This is a genomic window from Pseudomonas sp. B23(2017) (assembly GCF_002113725.1).
Classification (GTDB): domain Bacteria; phylum Pseudomonadota; class Gammaproteobacteria; order Pseudomonadales; family Pseudomonadaceae; genus Aquipseudomonas; species Aquipseudomonas putida_Z.
This window is the reverse complement of sequence record NZ_NEJM01000017.1, coordinates 1-19,563: the sequence shown is the minus strand read 5'-3', so window position 1 is coordinate 19,563 and position 19,563 is coordinate 1. Positions and strand designations below refer to the sequence as shown.

The following is a 19,563-nucleotide window of genomic DNA, read 5'->3' as shown; positions in this document are numbered from 1 at the left end:
TGCGACTCCTTTCAATTCCTGGTTGCTCTGGCCCTGATGCACAAGCAACTGATTTGACACGATCCCTGTGGGAGCGGGTTTACCCGCGAACACCGGCGAAGCCGGTGCCATGCTCCGCGGCGCCTGCTTCGCGGGCACGCCCGCTCCCACAGGGGATGGCGTGTACCTTGCTAACGGGCCTTTTCGATGCGCCAGATACCGAACGGCAGATGCCAGGGTTCGATGCGCATCCATTGGGTCTTGCCGTACCACGACCAGCGATGCCCATTCATCAGGTCTTCACCCAGGGTTTCGGCGTTGTCATCCAGCCCCAGCTCCCACAGCGGCAGCTCGAAATGCGCCTCCTGGGCGTTGTGCGGGTCGAGGCTGATTGCCACCAGGATGTAGTTGTCGCGCTCGGGCGTGCGCTTGGCGAAGTACAGGATGTTGTCGTTCCAGCAGTTGAAGAACGCCACGCCCAGGTGGGTCTGCAAGGCGCGGTTCTGCCGGCGGATACGGTTGAGCTGGGCGATCTCGGCAATGATGTTGCCGGGCTGGCTGAAGTCGCGCGGGCGAATTTCGTACTTCTCCGAATCCAGGTACTCCTCCTTGCCCGGCAGCGGTGTGCCTTCGCACAGTTCGAAGCCCGAGTACATGCCCCACAGCCCCGAACCCATGGTGGCCAGCGCCGCGCGGATGAGGAAGCCGGCACGGCCGGAGGTGTGCAGGAAGTACGGGTTGATGTCGGGGGTGTTGACGAAGAAGTTGGGCCGGTAGCACTGGCTCCATGGCGGCTGGTTGAGCTGCTCGAAGTACTCGCGCAGTTCCTGTTTGTGGTTGCGCCAGGTGAAGTAGGTATAGCTCTGCGCGTACCCGACCTTGCCCAGGCGGGCCATCATCGCCGGCTTGGTGAAGGCTTCGGCGAGGAAGATGACCTCGGGGTGCTGGCTGCGCACATTGGCGATCAGCCATTGCCAGAACGGCAGTGGCTTGGTGTGCGGGTTGTCGACGCGGAAGGTTTTCACCCCCTCCTCGACCCAGCCGACCACCACGTCGCGCAGGGCCAGCCACAACGACGGCACGGCCTCGGGTGCATAGAAATCGACGTTGACGATGTCCTGGTACTTCTTCGGCGGGTTCTCGGCATAGCGGATAGTGCCGTCCGGTCGCCAGCTGAACCAGCCGGGGTGCTCCTTGAGCCAGGGGTGGTCCTGGGAACACTGGATGGCGAAGTCGAGGGCGATTTCCAGGCCATGCTCGGCCGCTGCGGCCACCAGGCGGCGGAAGTCGTCGCGGCTGCCCAGCTGCGGGTGAATCGCCTCGTGGCCGCCTTCCGCGCTGCCGATGGCATACGGGCTGCCCGGGTCGCCGGGCTCTGCCGTGAGGGCGTTGTTGCGGCCCTTGCGGTGCTGTATGCCGATCGGATGGATGGGCGGGAAGTACAGCACGTCGAAGCCCATGTCGCGGATCATCGGCAGGCGCTCGTGCACATCATTGAAGGTGCCGTGGCGCTCGGGGCTGTCGGTGATCGAGCGCGGGAACAGCTCGTACCAACTGGCGAACTGCGCGGCCGGGCGGTCGACATCGACGGGGAATTCGCGGCTGCGGGCCAGGTAGCTGCGGTGCTCGGCATCGCTCATCAGGCGGGCGGTGGCGGGGTCGAGAAACAGCGCCACCTGGTCGTCGGCATTCAGCGTGGGCAGGCGCTGCTGCAAGGCCTGGAGCTCCTCGCGCAGGGCACCGTTGCACAGCTCGATGCCCTTGCCCAGCATCAATCGGCCTTCTTCCAGCTCCAGCCGAACCTCGACACCGGCGTGGTACTTCTTCTCCAGGTCGTGGCAATAGGTAGCGAACGGGTCGATCCAGGCCTCGATGCTGAACAGGTGCGGGCCCAGTTCGGTGGGGGTGAACTCGGCCAGCCACAGGTCGTTGCCCGGCGAGTGCATGGGTATGCAATGCCAGCGCCGGCTGTGGGCCTGGCGCCAGTTGAGCATCACCGCCAGGCGATCGTGGCCGTCGCTGTAGACCTTGCTGCTGACCGCCACCGGTTGGCCGCTGATGGCCTTGGCGGCGAAGGTGCCGGCTTCGAGCACGGGTTGGGTGTCTTCGATCACGATGCGCGGCGCCAGCAGCGCCTGGGACAGGCTGATGGCCTGGTCCGGGTGATCGTTGGCCATGGGCACGCTTTCGAAGGGCTCGTTTCGTGACATCGGACCTTGCTCCCTCAGGCTGGTGGCGGTAAGGGTTCAGAGCCGGGCACAGGCGTGGGGTTCAAAAAAATTGAGCGAACGGCAGCTGCCAGGGGTCGAAGCCTGCAGCACCTCTTCAATTACCCAAGCGAGGTCAGGCCATGAACATTCCCATTCCACCGGAGACTCCCGATCCCAACATCGACGACCCGAGCCTGCCGCCGCCCGTGCCGGAGGAAGACCCGGACGAACTGCCGATCAAACCGACCGTGCCGCCGACAGTGGGCGACCCGCCGAACCAGGAACCACCGGTGAAGGCTTAAGGGTAGACCAGGATCGACATAGGCAGGACCGGCCCTTTCGCGGGTGAACCCGCTCCCACAGGGACCGCGCCGACCTCGAACGCGGCGCTATAGCTGTGGGAGCGGGTTTACCCGCGAAAGGGCCGGTAGCATCAGCACATCAACCAGCAGTAACCGCCGATATCTCCGCCACACTGATCTCCCGCATGCGGAACTTCTCCCACAGGGACCGCGCCGACCTCGAACGCGGCGCTGTGCCTGTGGGAGCGGGTTCACCCGCGAAAGGGCCGGCAGCATCAATACATCAACCAGCAGTTAAAGCCGATATCTCCGCCACACTGATCTCCCGCATGCGGAACTTCTCCCACAGGGACCGCGCCGACCTCGAACGCGGCGCTGTACCTGTGGGAGCGGGTTCACCCGCGAAAGGGCCGGCAGCATCAATACATCAACCAGCAATTAAAGCCGATATCTCCGCCACACTGATCTCCCGCATGCGGAACTTCTCCCACAGGGACCGCGCCGACCTCGAACGCGGCGCTGTACCTGTGGGAGCGGGTTCACCCGCGAAAGGGCCGGCAGCATCAATACATCAACCAGCAATTAAAGCCGATATCTCCGCCACACTGATCTCCCGCATGCGGAACTTCTGCACCTTGCCGGTCACCGTCATCGGGTACTCGTCGACAAAGCGGATATGCCGCGGCACCTTGAAGTGGGCAATGCGCGCCTTGCACCAGCCCTGCAGTTCCTCGACCGTGGCACTGTGCCCCGGGTGCAGCTTGATCCAGGCGACGATCTCCTCGCCATAACGGCTGCACGGGATGCCGACCACCTGCGCATCAGCCACCGCCGGGTGGGTGTAGAAGAACTCTTCCAGTTCACGCGGGTAGATGTTCTCGCCGCCGCGAATGATCATGTCCTTGTTGCGCCCGACAATGCGCACATAGCCGTGCTCGTCCATCACCGCCAGGTCGCCCGAATGCATCCAGCCGGCCGGGTCGATGGCATCTGCCGTGGCCTGGGGGTTGTCCCAGTAGCCGAGCATCACGCTGTAGCCGCGGGTGCACAGCTCGCCGATCTCGCCGCGCGGGACGATGCAGCCGTCGGCATCCACCAGCTTGTTCTCCAGCTGCGGCTGGGTGCGGCCGACGGTGGTCACGCGCAGCTCCAGGTCGTCGTCCGGGCCGGTCTGCAACGACACCGGGCTGGTTTCGGTCATGCCGTAGGCAATCTGCACTTCGGCCATGTGCATCTGGTCGATGACCCGGCGCATCACCTCGATCGGGCAGGTGGCGCCGGCCATGATGCCGCTGCGCAGGGTCGACAGGTCCATTTGCGCGCGCGCGGGGTGGTCGAGCATGGCGATGAACATGGTTGGCACGCCATAGAGAATGCTGGCGCGCTCTTCGGCCACGGCGCGCAGGGTGAGCTCGGCGTCGAAGGCGTCGTTGGGGTAGATCATGGTGCTGCCGTGGGTGATGCAGCCGAGGTTGGCCATGACCATGCCGAAGCAGTGGTACAGCGGCACCGGGATCACCATGCGGTCGCGTGCGGTCAGGCCCAGGCTTTCGCCGACCATGAAACCGTTGTTGAGGATGTTGTAGTGGCTGAGCGTGGCGCCCTTCGGTGCGCCGGTGGTGCCGGAGGTGTACTGGATGTTCACCGGCTGGTCGAACTGCAGGCTTTGCTGGCGCTTCGCGTAAGCCTCGACGCAGGTCTGCCCTGCCCGCTCGGCCAGCGCTTGCCAAGGCAGGAAGCCTGCCGGCGGGTTGGCGGCCAGGCTGACCACACCGCGCAGGTCGGGCAGGCGTTCACTGGCCATTTCACCCGGGGTGGCGCTGGCCAGCTCCGGCGCCAGTTCCTGGACCATGGCGTGGTAGTCGGAGGTCTTGAAGGCATCGGCACACACCAGCCAGCGGCAACCGGACTGGCGCAGCACGTATTCCAGCTCGCCCACGCGGTAGGCCGGGTTGATGTTGACCAGAATCGCGCCGACCTTGGCGCTGGCCAACTGCAGGATGCACCACTGGGCGCAGTTGGGCGACCAGATGCCGACCCGATCGCCGGTGTTCACGCCCAGGGTCATCAGGGCACGAGCATGCACCTCGACCTGCTCGGCCAACTGCCGCCAGCTGTAGCGCAGGCCCTGATGGCGCGACACCAGGGCCTCGCCGTCGGCACAACGGGCCACGGTGGCGTCGAAGGCCTGGCCGATGGTCTGGGTCAGCAAGGCTTGGTCCTGGCGACCGCGGGTATAGCTTGGTTGACTCATGGGTGTCCCTTCTTGTGGTTGTTCTGGGCACGACTGAAGCAAGCGGGAATACTCTGGCGCAGATTTACGTTTACGTAAAGGTGATGAGTCGATTGACAGTGAGCGTATGCAGGTTTACGTTAACGTAAAGGTGAAAACGACATCGGGTTTGTCGGCGCACCACCGACCCTGTGGGAGCGGGTTTACCCGCGAATGCGATCATCCAGGCAATGACGGTAGCCCTGCTGACGCATTCGCGGGTAAACCCGCTCCCACAGGGCCGGTGGATAGCCCTTGAGCTACGGTGTTACCCAATTTCAAGAACAACAAGGTGCCCCAGCATGCATTACCCCACCCTGAACTTCGCCCTGGGCGAAACCATCGACATGCTCCGCGACCAGGTGCGCACCTTCGTCGCCGCCGAACTGGCCCCGCGCGCCGCGCAAATCGACCACGACAACCTGTTCCCGGCCGACATGTGGCGCAAGTTCGGCGACATGGGCCTGCTGGGCATCACCGTGCCGGAAGAATACGGCGGTGCCGGCCTGGGCTACCTGGCCCACGTGGTGTCGATGGAAGAAATCAGCCGTGGCTCGGCCTCGGTGGCCCTGTCCTACGGTGCCCACTCCAACCTCTGCGTCAACCAGATCAACCGCAACGGCAGCCACGAGCAGAAGCTCAAGTACCTGCCCAAGCTGATCAGCGGCGAGCACATCGGCGCCCTGGCCATGAGCGAGCCCAACGCCGGTTCCGACGTGGTATCGATGAAGCTGCGCGCGGAAAAGCGCGGCGACCACTACGTGCTCAACGGCAGCAAGACCTGGATCACCAACGGCCCGGACGCCAACACCTACGTGATCTACGCCAAGACCGACCTGGACAAGGGTGCGCACGGCATCACTGCGTTCATCGTCGAGCGTGACTGGAAAGGCTTCAGCCGCAGCAACAAGTTCGACAAGCTGGGCATGCGTGGTTCCAACACCTGCGAGCTGTTCTTCGACGGCGTCGAAGTGCCGGAAGAAAACATCCTCGGCCAGCTCAATGGTGGCGTGCGCGTGCTGATGAGCGGCCTGGACTACGAGCGCGTGGTACTGTCCGGCGGCCCGACCGGCATCATGCAAAGCTGCATGGACCTGGTGGTGCCCTACATTCACGACCGCAAGCAGTTCGGCCAGAGCATCGGCGAGTTCCAGCTGATCCAGGGCAAGATCGCCGACATGTACACCCAGCTCAACGCCAGCCGCGCCTACCTGTATGCCGTGGCCCAGGCCTGCGACCGTGGCGAGACCACCCGCAAGGACGCCGCCGGGGTGATCCTGTACACCGCCGAGCGCGCCACGCAAATGGCCCTGGAGGCGATCCAGATTCTCGGCGGCAACGGCTATATCAACGAATTCCCGGCAGGCCGCCTGCTGCGCGACGCCAAGCTGTACGAGATCGGTGCCGGCACCAGCGAAATCCGCCGGATGCTGATCGGTCGCGAACTGTTCAACGAAACCCGCTGAGCACAAGGGACGGGCGCACATGGCTACCTTGCACACCCAGATCAACCCGCGTTCGGCGGAGTTCGCCGGCAACAGCGCGGCCATGCTCGAACAGGTCCAGGCCCTGCGCGGCCTGCTCGCCCAAGTGGCCCAGGGCGGTGGGCCCAAGGCCCAGGAGCGGCACACTTCGCGTGGCAAGCTGCTGCCGCGCGAGCGTATCGACCGCCTGCTGGACCCGGGCTCGCCGTTCCTCGAAATCGGCCAACTGGCTGCCCATGAGGTATATGGCGAAGACGTGCCCGCTGCGGGCGTGATCGCCGGCATCGGCCGCGTCGAAGGCGTGGAATGCATGATCGTGGCCAACGACGCCACGGTCAAAGGAGGTTCCTACTACCCGCTGACGGTGAAGAAGCACCTGCGTGCGCAGACCATCGCCCTGCAGAACCGCCTGCCGTGCATCTACCTGGTGGACTCCGGCGGCGCCAACCTGCCACGCCAGGACGAAGTGTTCCCCGACCGCGAACACTTCGGGCGGATCTTCTTCAACCAGGCCAACATGAGCGCACTGGGCATTCCGCAGATTGCCGTGGTGATGGGCTCGTGCACTGCCGGCGGTGCCTACGTACCCGCGATGGCCGACGAAGCGATCATGGTGCGCCAGCAAGCGACCATCTTCCTCGCCGGCCCCCCACTGGTAAAGGCCGCCACCGGTGAAGTGGTGAGCGCCGAAGACCTCGGCGGCGCCGATGTGCACTGCCGCACCAGCGGCGTGGCCGACCACTATGCCGACAACGACGAACACGCCCTGGCCCTGGCCCGACGCAGCGTGGCCAACCTCAACTGGCACAAGCTGGGCAAGCTGCAGCGCCTGGCCCCGGTGGCACCGCTGTATGCCGCCGATGAGCTGTATGGCGTGGTGCCGGCCGACGCCAAGCAACCGTTCGACGTGCGCGAGGTGATCGCGCGCCTGGTCGACGGCTCGGTGTTCGACGAGTTCAAGGCGCTGTTCGGTACCACCCTGGTGTGCGGCTTCGCCCACCTGCACGGCTACCCGGTGGCGATCCTCGCCAACAACGGCATCCTGTTCGCCGAGGCCGCGCAAAAAGGCGCGCACTTCATCGAACTGGCCTGCCAGCGCGGCATCCCGCTGCTGTTCCTGCAGAACATCACCGGCTTCATGGTGGGCAAGAAGTACGAAGAAGGCGGCATCGCCAAGCACGGCGCCAAGCTGGTCACCGCCGTGGCCTGCGCCCAGGTGCCAAAGTTCACGGTGATCATCGGCGGCAGCTTTGGCGCCGGCAACTACGGCATGTGCGGCCGTGCCTACGACCCGCGCTTCCTGTGGATGTGGCCCAACGCGCGGATTGGCGTGATGGGGGCCGAACAGGCCGCCGGCGTGCTGGCCCAAGTCAAGCGCGAACAGAGCGAGCGCAGTGGCCACCCGTTCAGCGCCGAAGACGAAGCCAGGCTCAAGCAGCCGATCCTCGACCAGTACGAGCACCAGGGCCACCCCTACTACTCCAGCGCCCGCCTGTGGGACGACGGTGTCATCGACCCGGCACAGACCCGCGACGTGCTCGGCCTGGCGTTGTCCGCCGCGCTGAACGCACCGATCGAACAGAGCCGCTTCGGCATTTTCCGGATGTGACCCATGAGCGATTTCAGCACCCTCGAAGTGATCCGCGACCCGCGCGGCTTCGCCACCCTGTGGCTGAGCCGCGAGGACAAGAACAACGCCTTCAACGCCTTGATGATCCGCGAGCTGATCGTCGCCCTCGACCAGTTGGCCGAGGACACCAGCCTGCGCTTCGTGCTGCTGCGCGGCCGCGGCCGGCACTTCAGCGCCGGCGCCGATCTGGCCTGGATGCAGCAGTCGGCGCAGCTGGACTTCAACACCAACCTGGATGATGCCCGCGAGCTGGGCGAGCTGATGTATGCCCTGCACCGCCTCAAGGCGCCGACCCTGGCCGTGGTGCAAGGCGCGGCCTTTGGCGGCGCGCTGGGCCTGATCAGTTGCTGCGACATGGCCATCGGTGCCGAAGACGCTCAGCTGTGCCTGTCGGAAGTACGCATCGGCCTGGCCCCGGCAGTGATCAGCCCGTTCGTGGTCAAGGCCATCGGCGAGCGTGCCGCACGTCGCTATGCCCTCACCGCCGAGCGCTTCAGCGGCGTGCGGGCCCGCGAGCTGGGCCTGCTGGCCGAGGTCTACCCGGCCAGCGAACTGGACGCCCAGGTCGAAACCTGGGTGAACAACCTGCTGCAAAACAGCCCGCAAGCGCTGCGCGCCACCAAGGACCTGCTGCGTGAAGTGGACGACGGCGAACTCAGCCCGGCCCTGCGCCGCTACTGCGAAAACACCATCGCCCGCATCCGCGTCAGCGCCGAAGGCCAGGAGGGCCTGCGCGCCTTCCTGGAAAAACGCCGCCCTGCCTGGCAAATCGACGACAAGAAGGAGCCGCGCCCATGAGCCGCCCCGCTTTGACCACCCTGCTGGTCGCCAACCGCGGCGAAATCGCCTGCCGGGTGATGCGCACCGCCAAGGCCATGGGCCTGACTACCGTGGCCGTGCACAGCGCCACCGACCGTGATGCCCGGCACAGCCGCGAAGCCGATATCCGCGTCGACCTCGGCGGCACCAAGGCTGCCGAAAGCTACCTGCTGGTCGACAAGCTGCTGGCCGCAGCCAAGGCCAGCGGCGCTCAGGCCATCCACCCGGGCTATGGCTTCCTGTCCGAGAACGCAGGCTTCGCCCGCGCCATCGAAGAGGCCGGGTTGATCTTCCTCGGCCCACCGGCCAGCGCCATCGACGCCATGGGCAGCAAGTCGGCGGCCAAGGCACTGATGGAAGCCGCTGGCGTGCCACTGGTGCCGGGCTACCACGGCGAAGCCCAGGACCTGGACACCTTCCGCGCCGCCGCCGAACGCATCGGCTACCCGGTGCTGCTCAAGGCCAGCGCTGGCGGCGGTGGCAAGGGCATGAAAGTGGTCGAGGAAGAAAGCCAGCTGGCCGACGCCCTGGCCTCGGCCCAGCGTGAGGCGCAGTCGTCGTTCGGCGATGCGCGCATGCTGGTGGAAAAGTACGTGCTCAAGCCTCGCCATGTGGAAATCCAGGTATTCGCCGACCAGCACGGCAACTGCCTGTACCTCAACGAGCGTGACTGTTCGATCCAGCGCCGCCACCAGAAGGTGGTGGAAGAAGCCCCTGCGCCAGGCCTGTCGGCCGAATTGCGCCGGGCCATGGGTGAAGCGGCGGTACGCGCGGCCCAGGCCATCGGCTACGTGGGTGCAGGCACCGTGGAGTTCCTGCTCGATGCCCGTGGCGAGTTCTTCTTCATGGAGATGAACACCCGCCTGCAGGTGGAGCACCCGGTCACCGAGGCCATTACCGGGCTCGACCTGGTGGCCTGGCAGATTCGCGTGGCCTGCGGCGAGGCCCTGCCGATCACCCAGGAACAGGTGCCGCTGATCGGCCATGCCATCGAAGTGCGCCTGTATGCCGAGGACCCGGCCAACGAATTCCTGCCCGCGACCGGCAAGCTGGCGCTGTACCGCGAGTCGGCAGCCGGCGAAGGGCGGCGGGTGGACAGCGGGGTCAGCGAAGGTGATGTGGTGTCGCCGTTCTACGACCCGATGCTGGGCAAGCTGATCGCCTGGGGCGAAGACCGCGAGCAGGCGCGCCTGCGCTTGCTGGCCATGCTCGACGAGTTTGCCATTGGCGGGTTGAAGACCAACATCGCCTTCCTGCGGCGCATTCTCGCCCACCCGGCGTTTGCTGCAGCGGAGTTGGATACTGGCTTCATTCCGCGTCACCAGGAGGTTTTGCTGCCCGCGCCTCGAGCGCTGCCGGCAGGCTTCTGGGAAGCCGCGGCCGAGGCCTGGTTGCAAGGCCAGGCCGCACATCAGCGGGAGGACGACCGCAGTTCGCCGTGGGCCGAGCGCAACGGCCTGCGCCTGGGCCTGCCGGCGCGCAGCAGCCTGCACCTGGCGAGTGGTGGGCAGGACCAGGCGGTTGCCCTGGAACGCAGCGCTGCGTCTACCTGGCAACTAGTGGGCGAGCAGTTGGTGCATGACCAGGCTGGCGTGCGTCGCCAGCATCTGGCGATCCGCCGCGGTGGCACGTTGTACTTGCAGTGGGATGGCGAGATGCATGCCATCGAAGCCTTCGACCCGATTGCCGAGGCCGAGGCCAGCCACAGCCACCAGGGCGGCCTGGGCGCGCCCATGAACGGCAGCATCGTACGGGTGCTGGTGGAGCCTGGGCAGGTGGTGGAAGCAGGTACGGCGCTGGTAGTGCTGGAGGCCATGAAGATGGAGCACAGCATTCGCGCGCCGCATGGCGGCACGGTGAAGGCGTTGTTCTGCCAGGAAGGGGATATGGTCAGCGAAGGGACGGTGCTGGTCGAACTGGCGGAGTAAGACTCCTGGGGGGCCGCTTTGCGGCCCTTTCGCGACACAAGGCCGCTCCTACAGGTACGGTGCATGCCCTGAGGTTGGTGCGGTACTTGTAGGAGCGGCCTTGTGTCGCGAAAGGGCTGCGCAGCAGCCCCGGCAATCTAGAAGGAGCCATGCACTCGCACGACCACACCCAGAAACTCGCAGCCTTCCTCACACAGGACTGTCGGATAGCGCGTATTCAGCGGATTGAGCATCCTGTCTCCGCCCTCCTCGACCAACTGCCGCAACACTGCCGGCCGCCCGGGCTGCCGCGCAATCACCAACCGACCGGGCTCTGCCGGAAGGCCAGTATCCACCAGCACACGCATACCCACAGGCACGCTCCTGCCATTGGCGGCATTCATCGAGTCGTTTTCCACCATCAGCCAGAAGGCATTGCCGGCGGGCATATAGTCCGTCTGTTCATGGGATTTGCTCGCCTCAGGCAAAGGCCCCTGCAAATCGGCCCAGCTCAGCACGGGGAAACGATAGCTCGTACTACCCCCTGAGGCTTCAGACGCAATGCCACGCTCGACCACCATGACTTGGGCCTCAAGAGACACCAACCCAAGCTTCTCGAGCTTTTCGTTGATGGTCTCCAGTGTCGGCCGCCGTGTACCGCGCAACCAATGCCCTACGCCGCCCTGTGTCATCCCCAGGCGTTCGGCCAGCTTGAGCTGGCTGAGGTTGTGTTCACGCTTGTAGCGCTTGAGAAATGCGATCCAGTTTTCCATGAGCGGATACTGCGGCTCCAAGACTTGCGCCATCCCTGTAGGAGCGGCCTTGTGTCGCGAAAGGGCTGCGCAGCAGCCCCGGCAATCTAGAAGGAGCCATGCACTCGCACGACCACACCCAGAAACTCGCAGCCTTCCTCACACAACAGCGCCGGGTAGTTGCTGTTGAGTGCCTTCAGGTACCGTTGCCCACCTTCCTCCGCCAACTCACGGAAAATCGCCGGTTTGCCCGGCTGACGAGCGATAACCAGACGCCCTGGCTCGGCATCTACCCCAGGGTCCACCAACATCCGCATGCCCTGCGGCACACTGCGGCCACTGGCGGCACTCATCGCATCATTCTCGACAGTCAGCCAGAACGCCTTGCCTTGGGCCAGGTAGTCCGTCTGCTCGAACACACCTGGCTCCGCCCCATCTGCGATACCTAGCTCATCCCAGCCCAGCACCGGGTAGCGGAAGCACACGATGTATTGCATGAGGTCCAGGTCATCATCGGAGTCATCGACCTCGTAAATGCCACGCTCCTCGCCAACCTGACCAACTATGCGCAACTGTAGGCTGACGTTGTAATGGGGCATGCCAATCTCGACGAATGTGCGATTCATCGACTCGATCTTCGGCTGACGCCGCTTGTTCACCCAATGCCCCACGCTGCCTTGAGACACGCCAACGCGCTCGGCAAGCTGCTCTTGAGTGAGCCCTAGCTCCTCCATCCGGTCCCGGACGAGGGCAATCCATTTATCCATATTCATCGCTGGCACGATACGGACTGCCTTCTAGCGCTCAATAAACATTCAGTATTATTTATCGGAAAGCACAAAAATACTTTAGGTATTAGTATCGACCTGAACCCTTTCCCTACTGGTGTTAGCAGGTATCAGGATGAAACCACCGAAAAACGACGAAACAGATCTCGACAGCGAAGCCGCCCGCCGCGCCCTCGACTACTACCTCAACCCCAACCCGCCGCGCCCCACCCTGGACAACAGGATCTGGACCCTGCACGAGGGTGTAACCGGCGACCAGGCCCAGGAACACGCCATCGCCCTGCTGCGCTGCGCCGCCGCCACCGCACAGGAAACCGCCACCCACCAGCACGGCAGCCAGCGCGAACTGACCTTTGCCCTGATGCACATGATGGACATGGCGCGCGCACTGCTCGAGCACAAACGCACCGTGGAGTCGGGTTTGTAAACAAGAAAGAAGGGAGAGAACGTGATGGCCGGGTAACGGCGAAGGCCCCGATTGCCGGGACAAGGAAGCGCACCGGTAAAACTTTTTTACCGGATTAGCGAAAATTCATTTGACTGGCAAATGATAACGATTATTATTGCACTCAGCTGATCGCGAGATCTGCTGGATAACCTGGAGCTTAGGTCGCTCTCAGATTATCTCCTCATCAGGCTAATCACGGTTTTTGACCCAGCTTTTTGCTGGGTCTTTTTTTTGGCTCTTCAGGCTAATGAAGATCGTGATGGCGCGCATGATAGCAAAGGTGTTTCAGGGCGTGAACGCTCATTACAAAACTTTGCGGAATCAGCACTTGAGAATCAATCTCGTTTCGCCTACGCTGATCACGCATCACGGAAGATGCCCCCATCCCTCCCCCTCCATAGAGCAAGGAGCTGTCCATGACCCGTCTGCTGCTGCCCCTTGAGCACCCAACCCCTGCTGCCGAACATCATGCCGACGACGCCCTGCTGCACGCCCTGAGACGCCTGCCACGGCGTGTGCAACAGGTATTCCTGCTCAACCGCCTCGACCAACTGGACTTCGCCAGCATCGCCGCCCGCCTCGACCTGCCATTGGCGAGCATCGAGCGGCACATGGACCAGGCACTGCAGGCCGGTCGCTCGCGCCGGGATGTGCTGGCGAGTGTTGCCGGGCAATGGTATGTGCGCTTGCAGAGCCCACAGGTGACGGTGTGCGAGCGGATCGATTTTCGCCGTTGGCTGGATGCGGACATGGCGAACTTGCAGGCGTTTCATGACACGGAACTGCACTGGCGCAGCCTGTTGGCACCGGCACGGCAGCTGGGCCAGGATGGTTGGTACCGGCAAGGTCGGGCGGCACTGTCGTTGGGCGGCTGTTCGGTTGCGGTCGGGCTTGGCGTGGCGGCGTTGGTGCTGTTTGGTTTCTGGGCCTGATCAACACCTGCGCGACACCGTTATCGTTTTCACCGCGGATGGCTCGTTTGTTACTTCCGATAGAGTTGTAGGGCTTTTCCCTTGCCACTTATTACCGTTGAGTTCTGGTGCTATCCAGCCTTCTGCTGACTTGATAGCCGGCCCCTACCGCAGTTCATCTGTTGTGCAAACTGCTCTCAGTAGTTGAAGTCATGACCGAGCTGGCCCTGCACCCATTCAAGGAATTGTCGAACCCTGGGGGTTTCAGCATGGCCTCGCGGAAATACCAGGTGGTGGGCACTGACGGGCGTCGCCAAGTCTTCCGCAAATACCGGTACCAACTCGCCCCGGGCGATATAGTCCTGCGCCAGCAGGGAACTCTCCAAGGCCAACCCATACCCATGGCTGGCGGCCTCCAGGCTCATGTAGGAGCGATCGAAGCTCAGGGCGTAGGGGGTTTGTGGCAACGCCACGCCTTGCTGGGCGAACCATTGGGGCCATTGCACCAATGCGGCTTCCGACAGGATCAGGTTCTGCCCCAGCAGATCGCTGGGCTGCTTGATAGGCGTACGCTCGAGAAGCTGTGGCGAGGCCAGCACAGTTGCACGCTCATGCCGGATGGTGCGCACTTCCAGGCTGGGCCAGTTGGGGTAGCCATGGCGGATATCCAGATCGATCTGATGGCGGCCGAAGTGCAGCGACTCGTAGGAGCACGACAGGTTGATCTGGATCTGCGGATGACTGTTCCGAAAATGGTCCAGGCGCGGCAGCAACCAGAGCAGGCCGAAGCTAGGCGCGGAATGAAGCCGCAAGCAATCGAAGCCCACCGAGTTGCCGGCGCGCTCGGTGGCCGTCGCCAGGCTTTGCAATATGCCTGACACCTCGCGCAGGTACTGCTCTCCGGCCGGGGTCAATGCAACACCGCGCGCCTCGCGAATGAACAATGGACGACCGATCAAGGCTTCCAGATTAGCGATCTGGTGGCTCACCGCAGAGGGTGTGAGGTTCAACTGCTCTGCGGCCCGTGCAACGTTGCCGAAGCGAGCGACTTGCTCGAAGGCCTGAATTGCTTTCAGGGAAGGGATCTGAGGCGATTTTCTGAGGATGTCCAGGCTCATGACCATTTCCTGAAAGATTCGAAGCGATACCAAGGCTTTTACCTTCCTGTAAGCCCAAGGCACAAGTCGAGGGCTGAATTTTTTTCAGCACCGGGTGAAGGAGGCAGCGTTGCTCGGGGTGCTGTCCCGGACGAAGCTGTGCCTATCGGTTCTGCCGGAACCGCCGCTCACAACAACAACCATCTGGAGCACCTTCGATGCTGTTAACAGGAAAATTTGCCGTGATCACTGGCGCGGCCTCTGCCCGCGGCATCGGCCGCGCAACAGCCCAGGCGTTTGCCGCTCAGGGCGCCAAAGTCGCGATCCTGGACCTGGACGCCTCTGCCGCAACCGAGGCTGCCGCTTCACTGGGCGAAGGCCACCTCGGCGTGGCTGCCAACGTTGCCGATGAAGCACAAGTGCGTGATGCCATCGCTCAAGTGCTCGCGCAATTCGGCCGGATCGACGTGCTGGTAAACAACGCCGGCATCACTCAACCGGTGAAAACCCTGGAAATCACAGGGGCTGACTATGACCGGATTCTCAACGTGAACCTTCGTGGCACCTTGCTGATGTCCCAGGCGGTGATCCCAACCATGCGGGCGCAACGCGCTGGCAGCATCATCTGCATGTCTTCTGTGTCTGCCCAGCGTGGTGGCGGCATCTTCGGTGGCCCTCACTACAGCGCGGCGAAGGCTGGCGTGCTTGGATTGGGCAAGGCGATGGCCCGTGAACTGGGACCGGACAATATTCGCGTCAACTCGATCACACCAGGCCTGATTCACACTGACATCACCGGTGGCCTCATGCAGGATGAGCGCCGTCACGCCATCATCGAAGGTATCCCGCTGGGCCGCCTGGGTGAGGCGCGCGATGTCGCCAATGCGGCTTTGTTCCTGGCCAGTGACCTGTCCAGCTACCTGACGGGCATTACCCTGGATGTCAACGGCGGGATGCTCATCCACTGAGCACCCGGTGCATCGTGACCTGCACCCGAGCCCGGCGCAGGCCACGCGTTCGATAACAACAAGAGATCAGAACGAATGACCACATTAGCGCTCGATGCGGTATCCGCCGCGCGCAGCAGTGCCTACCGTAAAACGGCCTGGCGACTGATGCCTTTTCTCATGCTCTGCTACCTGTGCGCCTATCTGGACAGGGTCAATGTCGGCTTTGCGAAGCTGCAGATGATGGACGACCTGGCCCTTTCCGAAGCGGTCTACGGACTGGGCGCCGGCATGTTCTTCATTGGCTATTTTCTCTGCGAGGTGCCCAGCAACATCATTCTGCACAAAGTGGGCGCTCGACGCTGGATCGCTCGCATCATGATCACCTGGGGCATCATCTCGGCGATGTTCGCCCTGGTGGAGACAGCCTGGCAATTCTATACCCTGCGGTTTTTGCTGGGGATCGCCGAAGCAGGCCTGGCACCAGGGCTTCTGCTGTACCTGACCTATTGGTTCCCGTCTTACCGCCGGGCAAAGATGACCGCGCTGTGGTTCATCGCGATTCCGCTCTCGGGCATGGTCGGTGGCCCCTTGTCGGGTTGGATCATGGAGCGCTTTGCCGGCGTGCACGGCTGGGCGGGCTGGCAGTGGATGTTCCTGCTCGAAGCCATCCCAACGGTACTGGTGGGCGTTCTGGTGCTGAGCTACCTGAAGGATGGCGTCGATCAGGCTCACTGGTTGAGCGACGAAGAAAAAGCCCTGGTGCGCAAGGAACTGGCTGAAGACGAGCAACACAAGGTAAACCACGGCTCGGTGGCCGACTTCATCCGCGACCGTCGGCTCTGGTTGCTAGCGGGCATCTACTTCTGCGTAGTGATGGGCCAGTACGCAATCACGTTCTGGCTACCCACACTGGTACGTAATGCCGGCGTCAGCGAACCTTTGCACATCGGCCTGCTGACCAGCCTGCCGTACCTGTGTGCCATCGTCGCGATGCTGTTGGCCGGGCGCAGTGGCGACCGTCACCGTGAACGCCGCTGGCACCTGGCGATCCCCATGCTGATCGGCGCACTTGGCCTGAGCCTCGCCGCAGCACTGGGCAGCAGTCTGACGCTGTCGATCCTCAGTTTGTGCCTGGCTGCGGCAGGGGTGCTGTCCGCCTCCTCGCTGTTCTGGATGCTGCCCACCACGTTGCTGGGAGGTGTCTCGGCGGCAGCAGGCATCGCGGCGGTGAACAGTTTTGCCAACCTCGCCGGTTTCTGCTCGCCGTACCTGATCGGCTGGGTCACTACCACCTTGGGCAGCAATGCCATCGGCATGTATCTCATCACAGCCGTACTCATGTTTGGCGCCTTCCTGGTGTCGCGAGTACCGGCCCATCTGGTCAATCGTTGATTCGATAAGGAGTCACTTAAATGACTGCTGTGCCTACCTACACCGAGGCGCTGCCTCTGGCTGTGCGCGCTCGCAATATCCGCCGCCACGCATTGCGCATGGGGCAAGTCCAGGGCCAGGGCTATGTCGGCCAGGCGCTGGGCGCCGCCGACCTGCTGGCGGTCGCGTATTTCCATGCGCTGCGCCTCGACCCCGGCAACCCCGAATGGGAGCAGCGCGACCGTTTCTACCTGTCCATCGGGCACTACGCGATCGCCCTCTATGCCGCACTGATCGAGGCCAGCGTAATCCCAGAGGATGAGCTTGAAACCTACGGTAGCGACGACAGCCGCTTGCCCATGTCCGGTATGGCTGCCTATACCCCAGGCATGGAGATCACCGGTGGCTCGCTCGGCCACGGCTTGGGCATCGCCGTCGGCGCTTGCCTCGGGCTCAAACGCAAGGGTTCGGACAGCTGGGTCTACAACCTGCTGTCCGATGGCGAGCTCAACGAGGGCTCGACCTGGGAGGCCGCCATGTCGGCCAGCCATTGGCGCCTGGACAACCTGATCGCCATCATCGATGTGAACAACCAGCAGGCGGATGGCCATTCCAGCGAGGTACTGGCCTTCGAGCCAATCGTCGACCGTTGGCAAGCCTTTGGCTGGTTCGTTCAACGCGTGGACGGCAATGACCTGGATGCGCTGGTCGGCGCCTTCGACCAGGCCCGCGCCCACACCGGGGCGCAACCGCGCGTGATCATATGCGATACCCGCATGGGCAAAGGCGTGCCTTTCCTCGAAAACCGCGACAAGACGCACTTCATTCGCGTCGATGAAAACGAATGGGACCTCGCCCTCAAGGCGCTGGACGCCGGGAGCCAAGCATGAGCACTGTGAACTCACCCAAGAAACGCCTGACCACATCGGCCATGATCGCTTCGATTGCCGCCGACGGCCAGCCGACCCGCCCTGCCCCGTTTGGCCATGCCCTGGCAAGCCTTGCCGAGCAACGTCAGGATATAGTTGGGCTAAGTGCCGACCTGTCCAAGTACACCGACCTGCACATCTTCGCCAAAGCCCACCCCGAGCGCTTCTATCAAATGGGCATGGCCGAACAATTGCTGATGAGCGCCGCTGCTGGCATGGCACGGGAAGGCATGACCCCCTTTGCCACCACCTATGCGGTATTCGCTTCCCGTCGGGCCTATGACTTCATCTGCATGGCAATCGCAGAAGAGAACCTCAACGTCAAGATCGTCTGCGGGCTGCCTGGCCTGACCACCGGTTATGGTCCTAGCCACCAGGCCACGGATGACCTGGCCATCTTCCGGGCGATGCCCAACCTGATGATCGTCGACCCCTGCGATGCGCTTGAGATCGAACAGGCTGTGCCAGCGATCGCTGCCCATCAAGGGCCGGTCTACATGAGGCTGCTGCGCGGCAACGTACCCTTGGTGCTCGATCGCTACGATTACCAGTTCCAGCTGGGCAAGGCACAGGTGCTGCGCGGTGGCCGGGATGTGTTGTTGATTGCCAGCGGCCTCATGACCATGCGTGCGCTGGAGGCTGCCGAGCAGCTGCAAAAGGACGGTGTGGATGTATCGGTGCTGCATGTACCCACCATCAAACCGCTCGATGAGCAGACCATCCTCGCCGAGGCACGCAAGCCTGGTCGCCTGGTGGTCACTGCGGAAAACCACTCGATCATAGGCGGCCTGGGAGAGGCCGTGGCGGGCGTGCTGTTGCGCAATGGGGTCACTCCAACCTTCCGCCAGATCGCGCTACCGGATGCATTTCTCGATGCGGGTGCACTTCCGACCTTGCATGACCGTTACGGGATCTCCACTGACGCTGTGTCCAGGCAAATCAAGGCGTGGCTTTAACCGCAGTTATGGGTAGCATTTTCTGAAGCAACGAAGATAGCGTTAACGGGGCTGCTACGCAGCCCATCGCCGGCAAGCCAGCTCCCACAGAGATCGCGCAACTCCTGAGTTCTGCGCAGTACCTGTGGGAGCTGGCTTGCCGGCGATGGGCCGCAAAGCGGCCCCCAATTACTTAGCTGACAGGTATTAGCCTTCCAGCCCTTTCTTCAGCGCCGCCAGGCCGTCTTCATAGATACCAGCGAACAACGCAGTTGCCTCAGCATCGCTGACACCCACCGGCACGAACGAACCGGACCATTCCACACGAGACCCGCTACCTTCAGCCACCACGCGCAGGGTCGACTGGTAGTCACGCACCGGCGCCGGCCCCGTGAGGATGGTGTAGCTGTAGCTGCGGCCGGCTTCGTTGAAGTCCAGCAGGCGCTCGATGATGGTGTCGCCAGCCACGCTCTTCAGGGTGCGTACGCGGCCGCCTTCGCTCAGGGCGCTTTCAGGGATGAACGGCAGCCAGTCGGGCAGCGCGTCGAAACCGCCAATCAGTTGCCAAACGCGGTTGGCACCGGTTGCCAGGGTGATGGAAGCTTGTGCAGTTGCCATGATGATTCTCCCGGGGCGTGGCCCCATTGATTCGGGTAGGCAGGGCCGCGCAGCGGCCCTTAAAGATCGGTTTAAACAGCAGGTACCGGGGCCTGGGCGTTGATCAGCCCCTGCTGGCGCAGGTCATTCCAGAAGGCCATCGGGATCACCTTGCTCAGGGC

The 19,563-nt window shown here is 63.3% G+C and carries 17 protein-coding genes; 11 read left to right on the top strand and 6 right to left on the bottom strand.

Going from position 1 to position 19,563, the window contains the following annotated elements; all coding sequences use genetic code 11:
- Window positions 1-170: 170 nt before the first annotated feature.
- The gene (locus CAG46_RS23075) at window positions 171-2,189 is read right to left on the bottom strand and encodes an alpha-1,4-glucan--maltose-1-phosphate maltosyltransferase (RefSeq protein ID WP_085614849.1); all 2,019 of its coding nucleotides are present in this window, start codon (window positions 2,187-2,189) and stop codon (window positions 171-173) included.
- A gap of 140 nt (window positions 2,190-2,329) precedes the next feature.
- On the opposite strand from CAG46_RS23075, the gene CAG46_RS28960 reads away from it, so the two are divergent.
- Entirely contained in the window at window positions 2,330-2,491 is a 162-nt protein-coding gene (locus CAG46_RS28960) for a hypothetical protein (RefSeq protein ID WP_178080721.1), read from the top strand.
- Between the two features lie 571 nt (window positions 2,492-3,062).
- Here the strand turns inward: CAG46_RS28960 and CAG46_RS23070 are convergent.
- On the bottom strand, window positions 3,063-4,745 hold the full coding sequence (locus tag CAG46_RS23070) for an AMP-binding protein (protein WP_085614847.1): 1,683 nt from the start codon (window positions 4,743-4,745) through the stop codon (window positions 3,063-3,065).
- Window positions 4,746-5,065: 320 nt separating this feature from the next.
- On the opposite strand from CAG46_RS23070, the gene CAG46_RS23060 reads away from it, so the two are divergent.
- Genes CAG46_RS23060 through CAG46_RS23045 form a run of 4 tightly spaced genes read left to right on the top strand, consistent with a single transcriptional unit; the run spans window position 5,066 to window position 10,624 of the window.
- Complete coding sequence (locus CAG46_RS23060) at window positions 5,066-6,229, top strand: isovaleryl-CoA dehydrogenase (RefSeq protein WP_025339821.1); 1,164 nt, start codon at window positions 5,066-5,068, stop codon at window positions 6,227-6,229.
- Between the two features lie 19 nt (window positions 6,230-6,248).
- Window positions 6,249-7,856, top strand: a complete 1,608-nt coding sequence (locus CAG46_RS23055; RefSeq protein WP_013973340.1) for a carboxyl transferase domain-containing protein — start codon at window positions 6,249-6,251, stop codon at window positions 7,854-7,856.
- Window positions 7,857-7,859: 3 nt separating this feature from the next.
- Complete coding sequence (locus CAG46_RS23050) at window positions 7,860-8,675, top strand: gamma-carboxygeranoyl-CoA hydratase (protein WP_085614845.1); 816 nt, start codon at window positions 7,860-7,862, stop codon at window positions 8,673-8,675.
- Window positions 8,672-10,624: an acetyl/propionyl/methylcrotonyl-CoA carboxylase subunit alpha gene (locus CAG46_RS23045; RefSeq protein ID WP_085614843.1), complete on the top strand. Its 1,953-nt coding sequence runs from the start codon at window positions 8,672-8,674 to the stop codon at window positions 10,622-10,624. Before CAG46_RS23050 ends, CAG46_RS23045 begins: the two co-directional genes overlap by 4 nt.
- 137 nt (window positions 10,625-10,761) lie before the next feature.
- Here CAG46_RS23045 and CAG46_RS23040 read toward each other — a convergent pair whose 3' ends face one another.
- Both CAG46_RS23040 and CAG46_RS23035 read right to left on the bottom strand, forming a co-directional pair.
- Entirely contained in the window at window positions 10,762-11,376 is a 615-nt protein-coding gene (locus tag CAG46_RS23040) for a LexA family transcriptional regulator (protein ID WP_085619590.1), read from the bottom strand.
- Between the two features lie 86 nt (window positions 11,377-11,462).
- Complete coding sequence (locus CAG46_RS23035) at window positions 11,463-12,128, bottom strand: S24 family peptidase (RefSeq protein WP_085614841.1); 666 nt, start codon at window positions 12,126-12,128, stop codon at window positions 11,463-11,465.
- 130 nt (window positions 12,129-12,258) lie between these two features.
- Between CAG46_RS23035 and CAG46_RS23030 the strand changes: the two genes are divergently transcribed.
- A complete protein-coding gene (locus CAG46_RS23030) occupies window positions 12,259-12,570 on the top strand; it encodes a DUF6124 family protein (protein WP_025339827.1) in 312 nt (103 codons plus the stop codon).
- Between the two features lie 437 nt (window positions 12,571-13,007).
- Window positions 13,008-13,523, top strand: coding sequence for a sigma factor-like helix-turn-helix DNA-binding protein (locus CAG46_RS23025; protein WP_085614839.1), 516 nt, complete (start codon window positions 13,008-13,010; stop codon window positions 13,521-13,523).
- Between the two features lie 176 nt (window positions 13,524-13,699).
- Here the strand turns inward: CAG46_RS23025 and CAG46_RS23020 are convergent, their stop codons facing one another.
- A complete protein-coding gene (locus CAG46_RS23020) occupies window positions 13,700-14,620 on the bottom strand; it encodes a LysR substrate-binding domain-containing protein (protein WP_085614837.1) in 921 nt (306 codons plus the stop codon).
- Between the two features lie 197 nt (window positions 14,621-14,817).
- Between CAG46_RS23020 and CAG46_RS23015 the strand changes: the two genes are divergently transcribed.
- The 4 genes from CAG46_RS23015 (at window position 14,818) to CAG46_RS23000 (ending at window position 18,805) form a co-directional block, all read left to right on the top strand.
- Window positions 14,818-15,567: an SDR family NAD(P)-dependent oxidoreductase gene (locus tag CAG46_RS23015; RefSeq protein ID WP_013973349.1), complete on the top strand. Its 750-nt coding sequence runs from the start codon at window positions 14,818-14,820 to the stop codon at window positions 15,565-15,567.
- Window positions 15,568-15,642: 75 nt separating this feature from the next.
- Entirely contained in the window at window positions 15,643-16,941 is a 1,299-nt protein-coding gene (locus CAG46_RS23010; RefSeq protein WP_085614835.1) for an MFS transporter, read from the top strand.
- Window positions 16,942-16,961: 20 nt separating this feature from the next.
- A complete protein-coding gene (locus CAG46_RS23005) occupies window positions 16,962-17,810 on the top strand; it encodes a transketolase (RefSeq protein WP_075045686.1) in 849 nt (282 codons plus the stop codon).
- Window positions 17,807-18,805: a transketolase family protein gene (locus tag CAG46_RS23000; RefSeq protein WP_015271019.1), complete on the top strand. Its 999-nt coding sequence runs from the start codon at window positions 17,807-17,809 to the stop codon at window positions 18,803-18,805. The genes CAG46_RS23005 and CAG46_RS23000 overlap by 4 nt, the downstream gene beginning before the upstream one ends.
- Before the next feature lie 186 nt (window positions 18,806-18,991).
- On the opposite strand, the gene CAG46_RS22995 is transcribed toward CAG46_RS23000, so the two are convergent.
- Window positions 18,992-19,402: an SRPBCC family protein gene (locus tag CAG46_RS22995; protein WP_085614833.1), complete on the bottom strand. Its 411-nt coding sequence runs from the start codon at window positions 19,400-19,402 to the stop codon at window positions 18,992-18,994.
- Between the last annotated feature and the right edge of the window lie 161 nt (window positions 19,403-19,563).

Coding starts and splice junctions, on each gene's coding strand:
- CAG46_RS23075 (WP_085614849.1), bottom strand. CDS start 2,189: ATGTCACGAAACGAGCCCTTCGAAAGCGTGCCCATGGCCAACGATCAC.
- CAG46_RS28960 (WP_178080721.1), top strand. CDS start 2,330: ATGAACATTCCCATTCCACCGGAGACTCCCGATCCCAACATCGACGAC.
- CAG46_RS23070 (WP_085614847.1), bottom strand. CDS start 4,745: ATGAGTCAACCAAGCTATACCCGCGGTCGCCAGGACCAAGCCTTGCTG.
- CAG46_RS23060 (WP_025339821.1), top strand. CDS start 5,066: ATGCATTACCCCACCCTGAACTTCGCCCTGGGCGAAACCATCGACATG.
- CAG46_RS23055 (WP_013973340.1), top strand. CDS start 6,249: ATGGCTACCTTGCACACCCAGATCAACCCGCGTTCGGCGGAGTTCGCC.
- CAG46_RS23050 (WP_085614845.1), top strand. CDS start 7,860: ATGAGCGATTTCAGCACCCTCGAAGTGATCCGCGACCCGCGCGGCTTC.
- CAG46_RS23045 (WP_085614843.1), top strand. CDS start 8,672: ATGAGCCGCCCCGCTTTGACCACCCTGCTGGTCGCCAACCGCGGCGAA.
- CAG46_RS23040 (WP_085619590.1), bottom strand. CDS start 11,376: ATGGAAAACTGGATCGCATTTCTCAAGCGCTACAAGCGTGAACACAAC.
- CAG46_RS23035 (WP_085614841.1), bottom strand. CDS start 12,128: ATGAATATGGATAAATGGATTGCCCTCGTCCGGGACCGGATGGAGGAG.
- CAG46_RS23030 (WP_025339827.1), top strand. CDS start 12,259: ATGAAACCACCGAAAAACGACGAAACAGATCTCGACAGCGAAGCCGCC.
- CAG46_RS23025 (WP_085614839.1), top strand. CDS start 13,008: ATGACCCGTCTGCTGCTGCCCCTTGAGCACCCAACCCCTGCTGCCGAA.
- CAG46_RS23020 (WP_085614837.1), bottom strand. CDS start 14,620: ATGAGCCTGGACATCCTCAGAAAATCGCCTCAGATCCCTTCCCTGAAA.
- CAG46_RS23015 (WP_013973349.1), top strand. CDS start 14,818: ATGCTGTTAACAGGAAAATTTGCCGTGATCACTGGCGCGGCCTCTGCC.
- CAG46_RS23010 (WP_085614835.1), top strand. CDS start 15,643: ATGACCACATTAGCGCTCGATGCGGTATCCGCCGCGCGCAGCAGTGCC.
- CAG46_RS23005 (WP_075045686.1), top strand. CDS start 16,962: ATGACTGCTGTGCCTACCTACACCGAGGCGCTGCCTCTGGCTGTGCGC.
- CAG46_RS23000 (WP_015271019.1), top strand. CDS start 17,807: ATGAGCACTGTGAACTCACCCAAGAAACGCCTGACCACATCGGCCATG.
- CAG46_RS22995 (WP_085614833.1), bottom strand. CDS start 19,402: ATGGCAACTGCACAAGCTTCCATCACCCTGGCAACCGGTGCCAACCGC.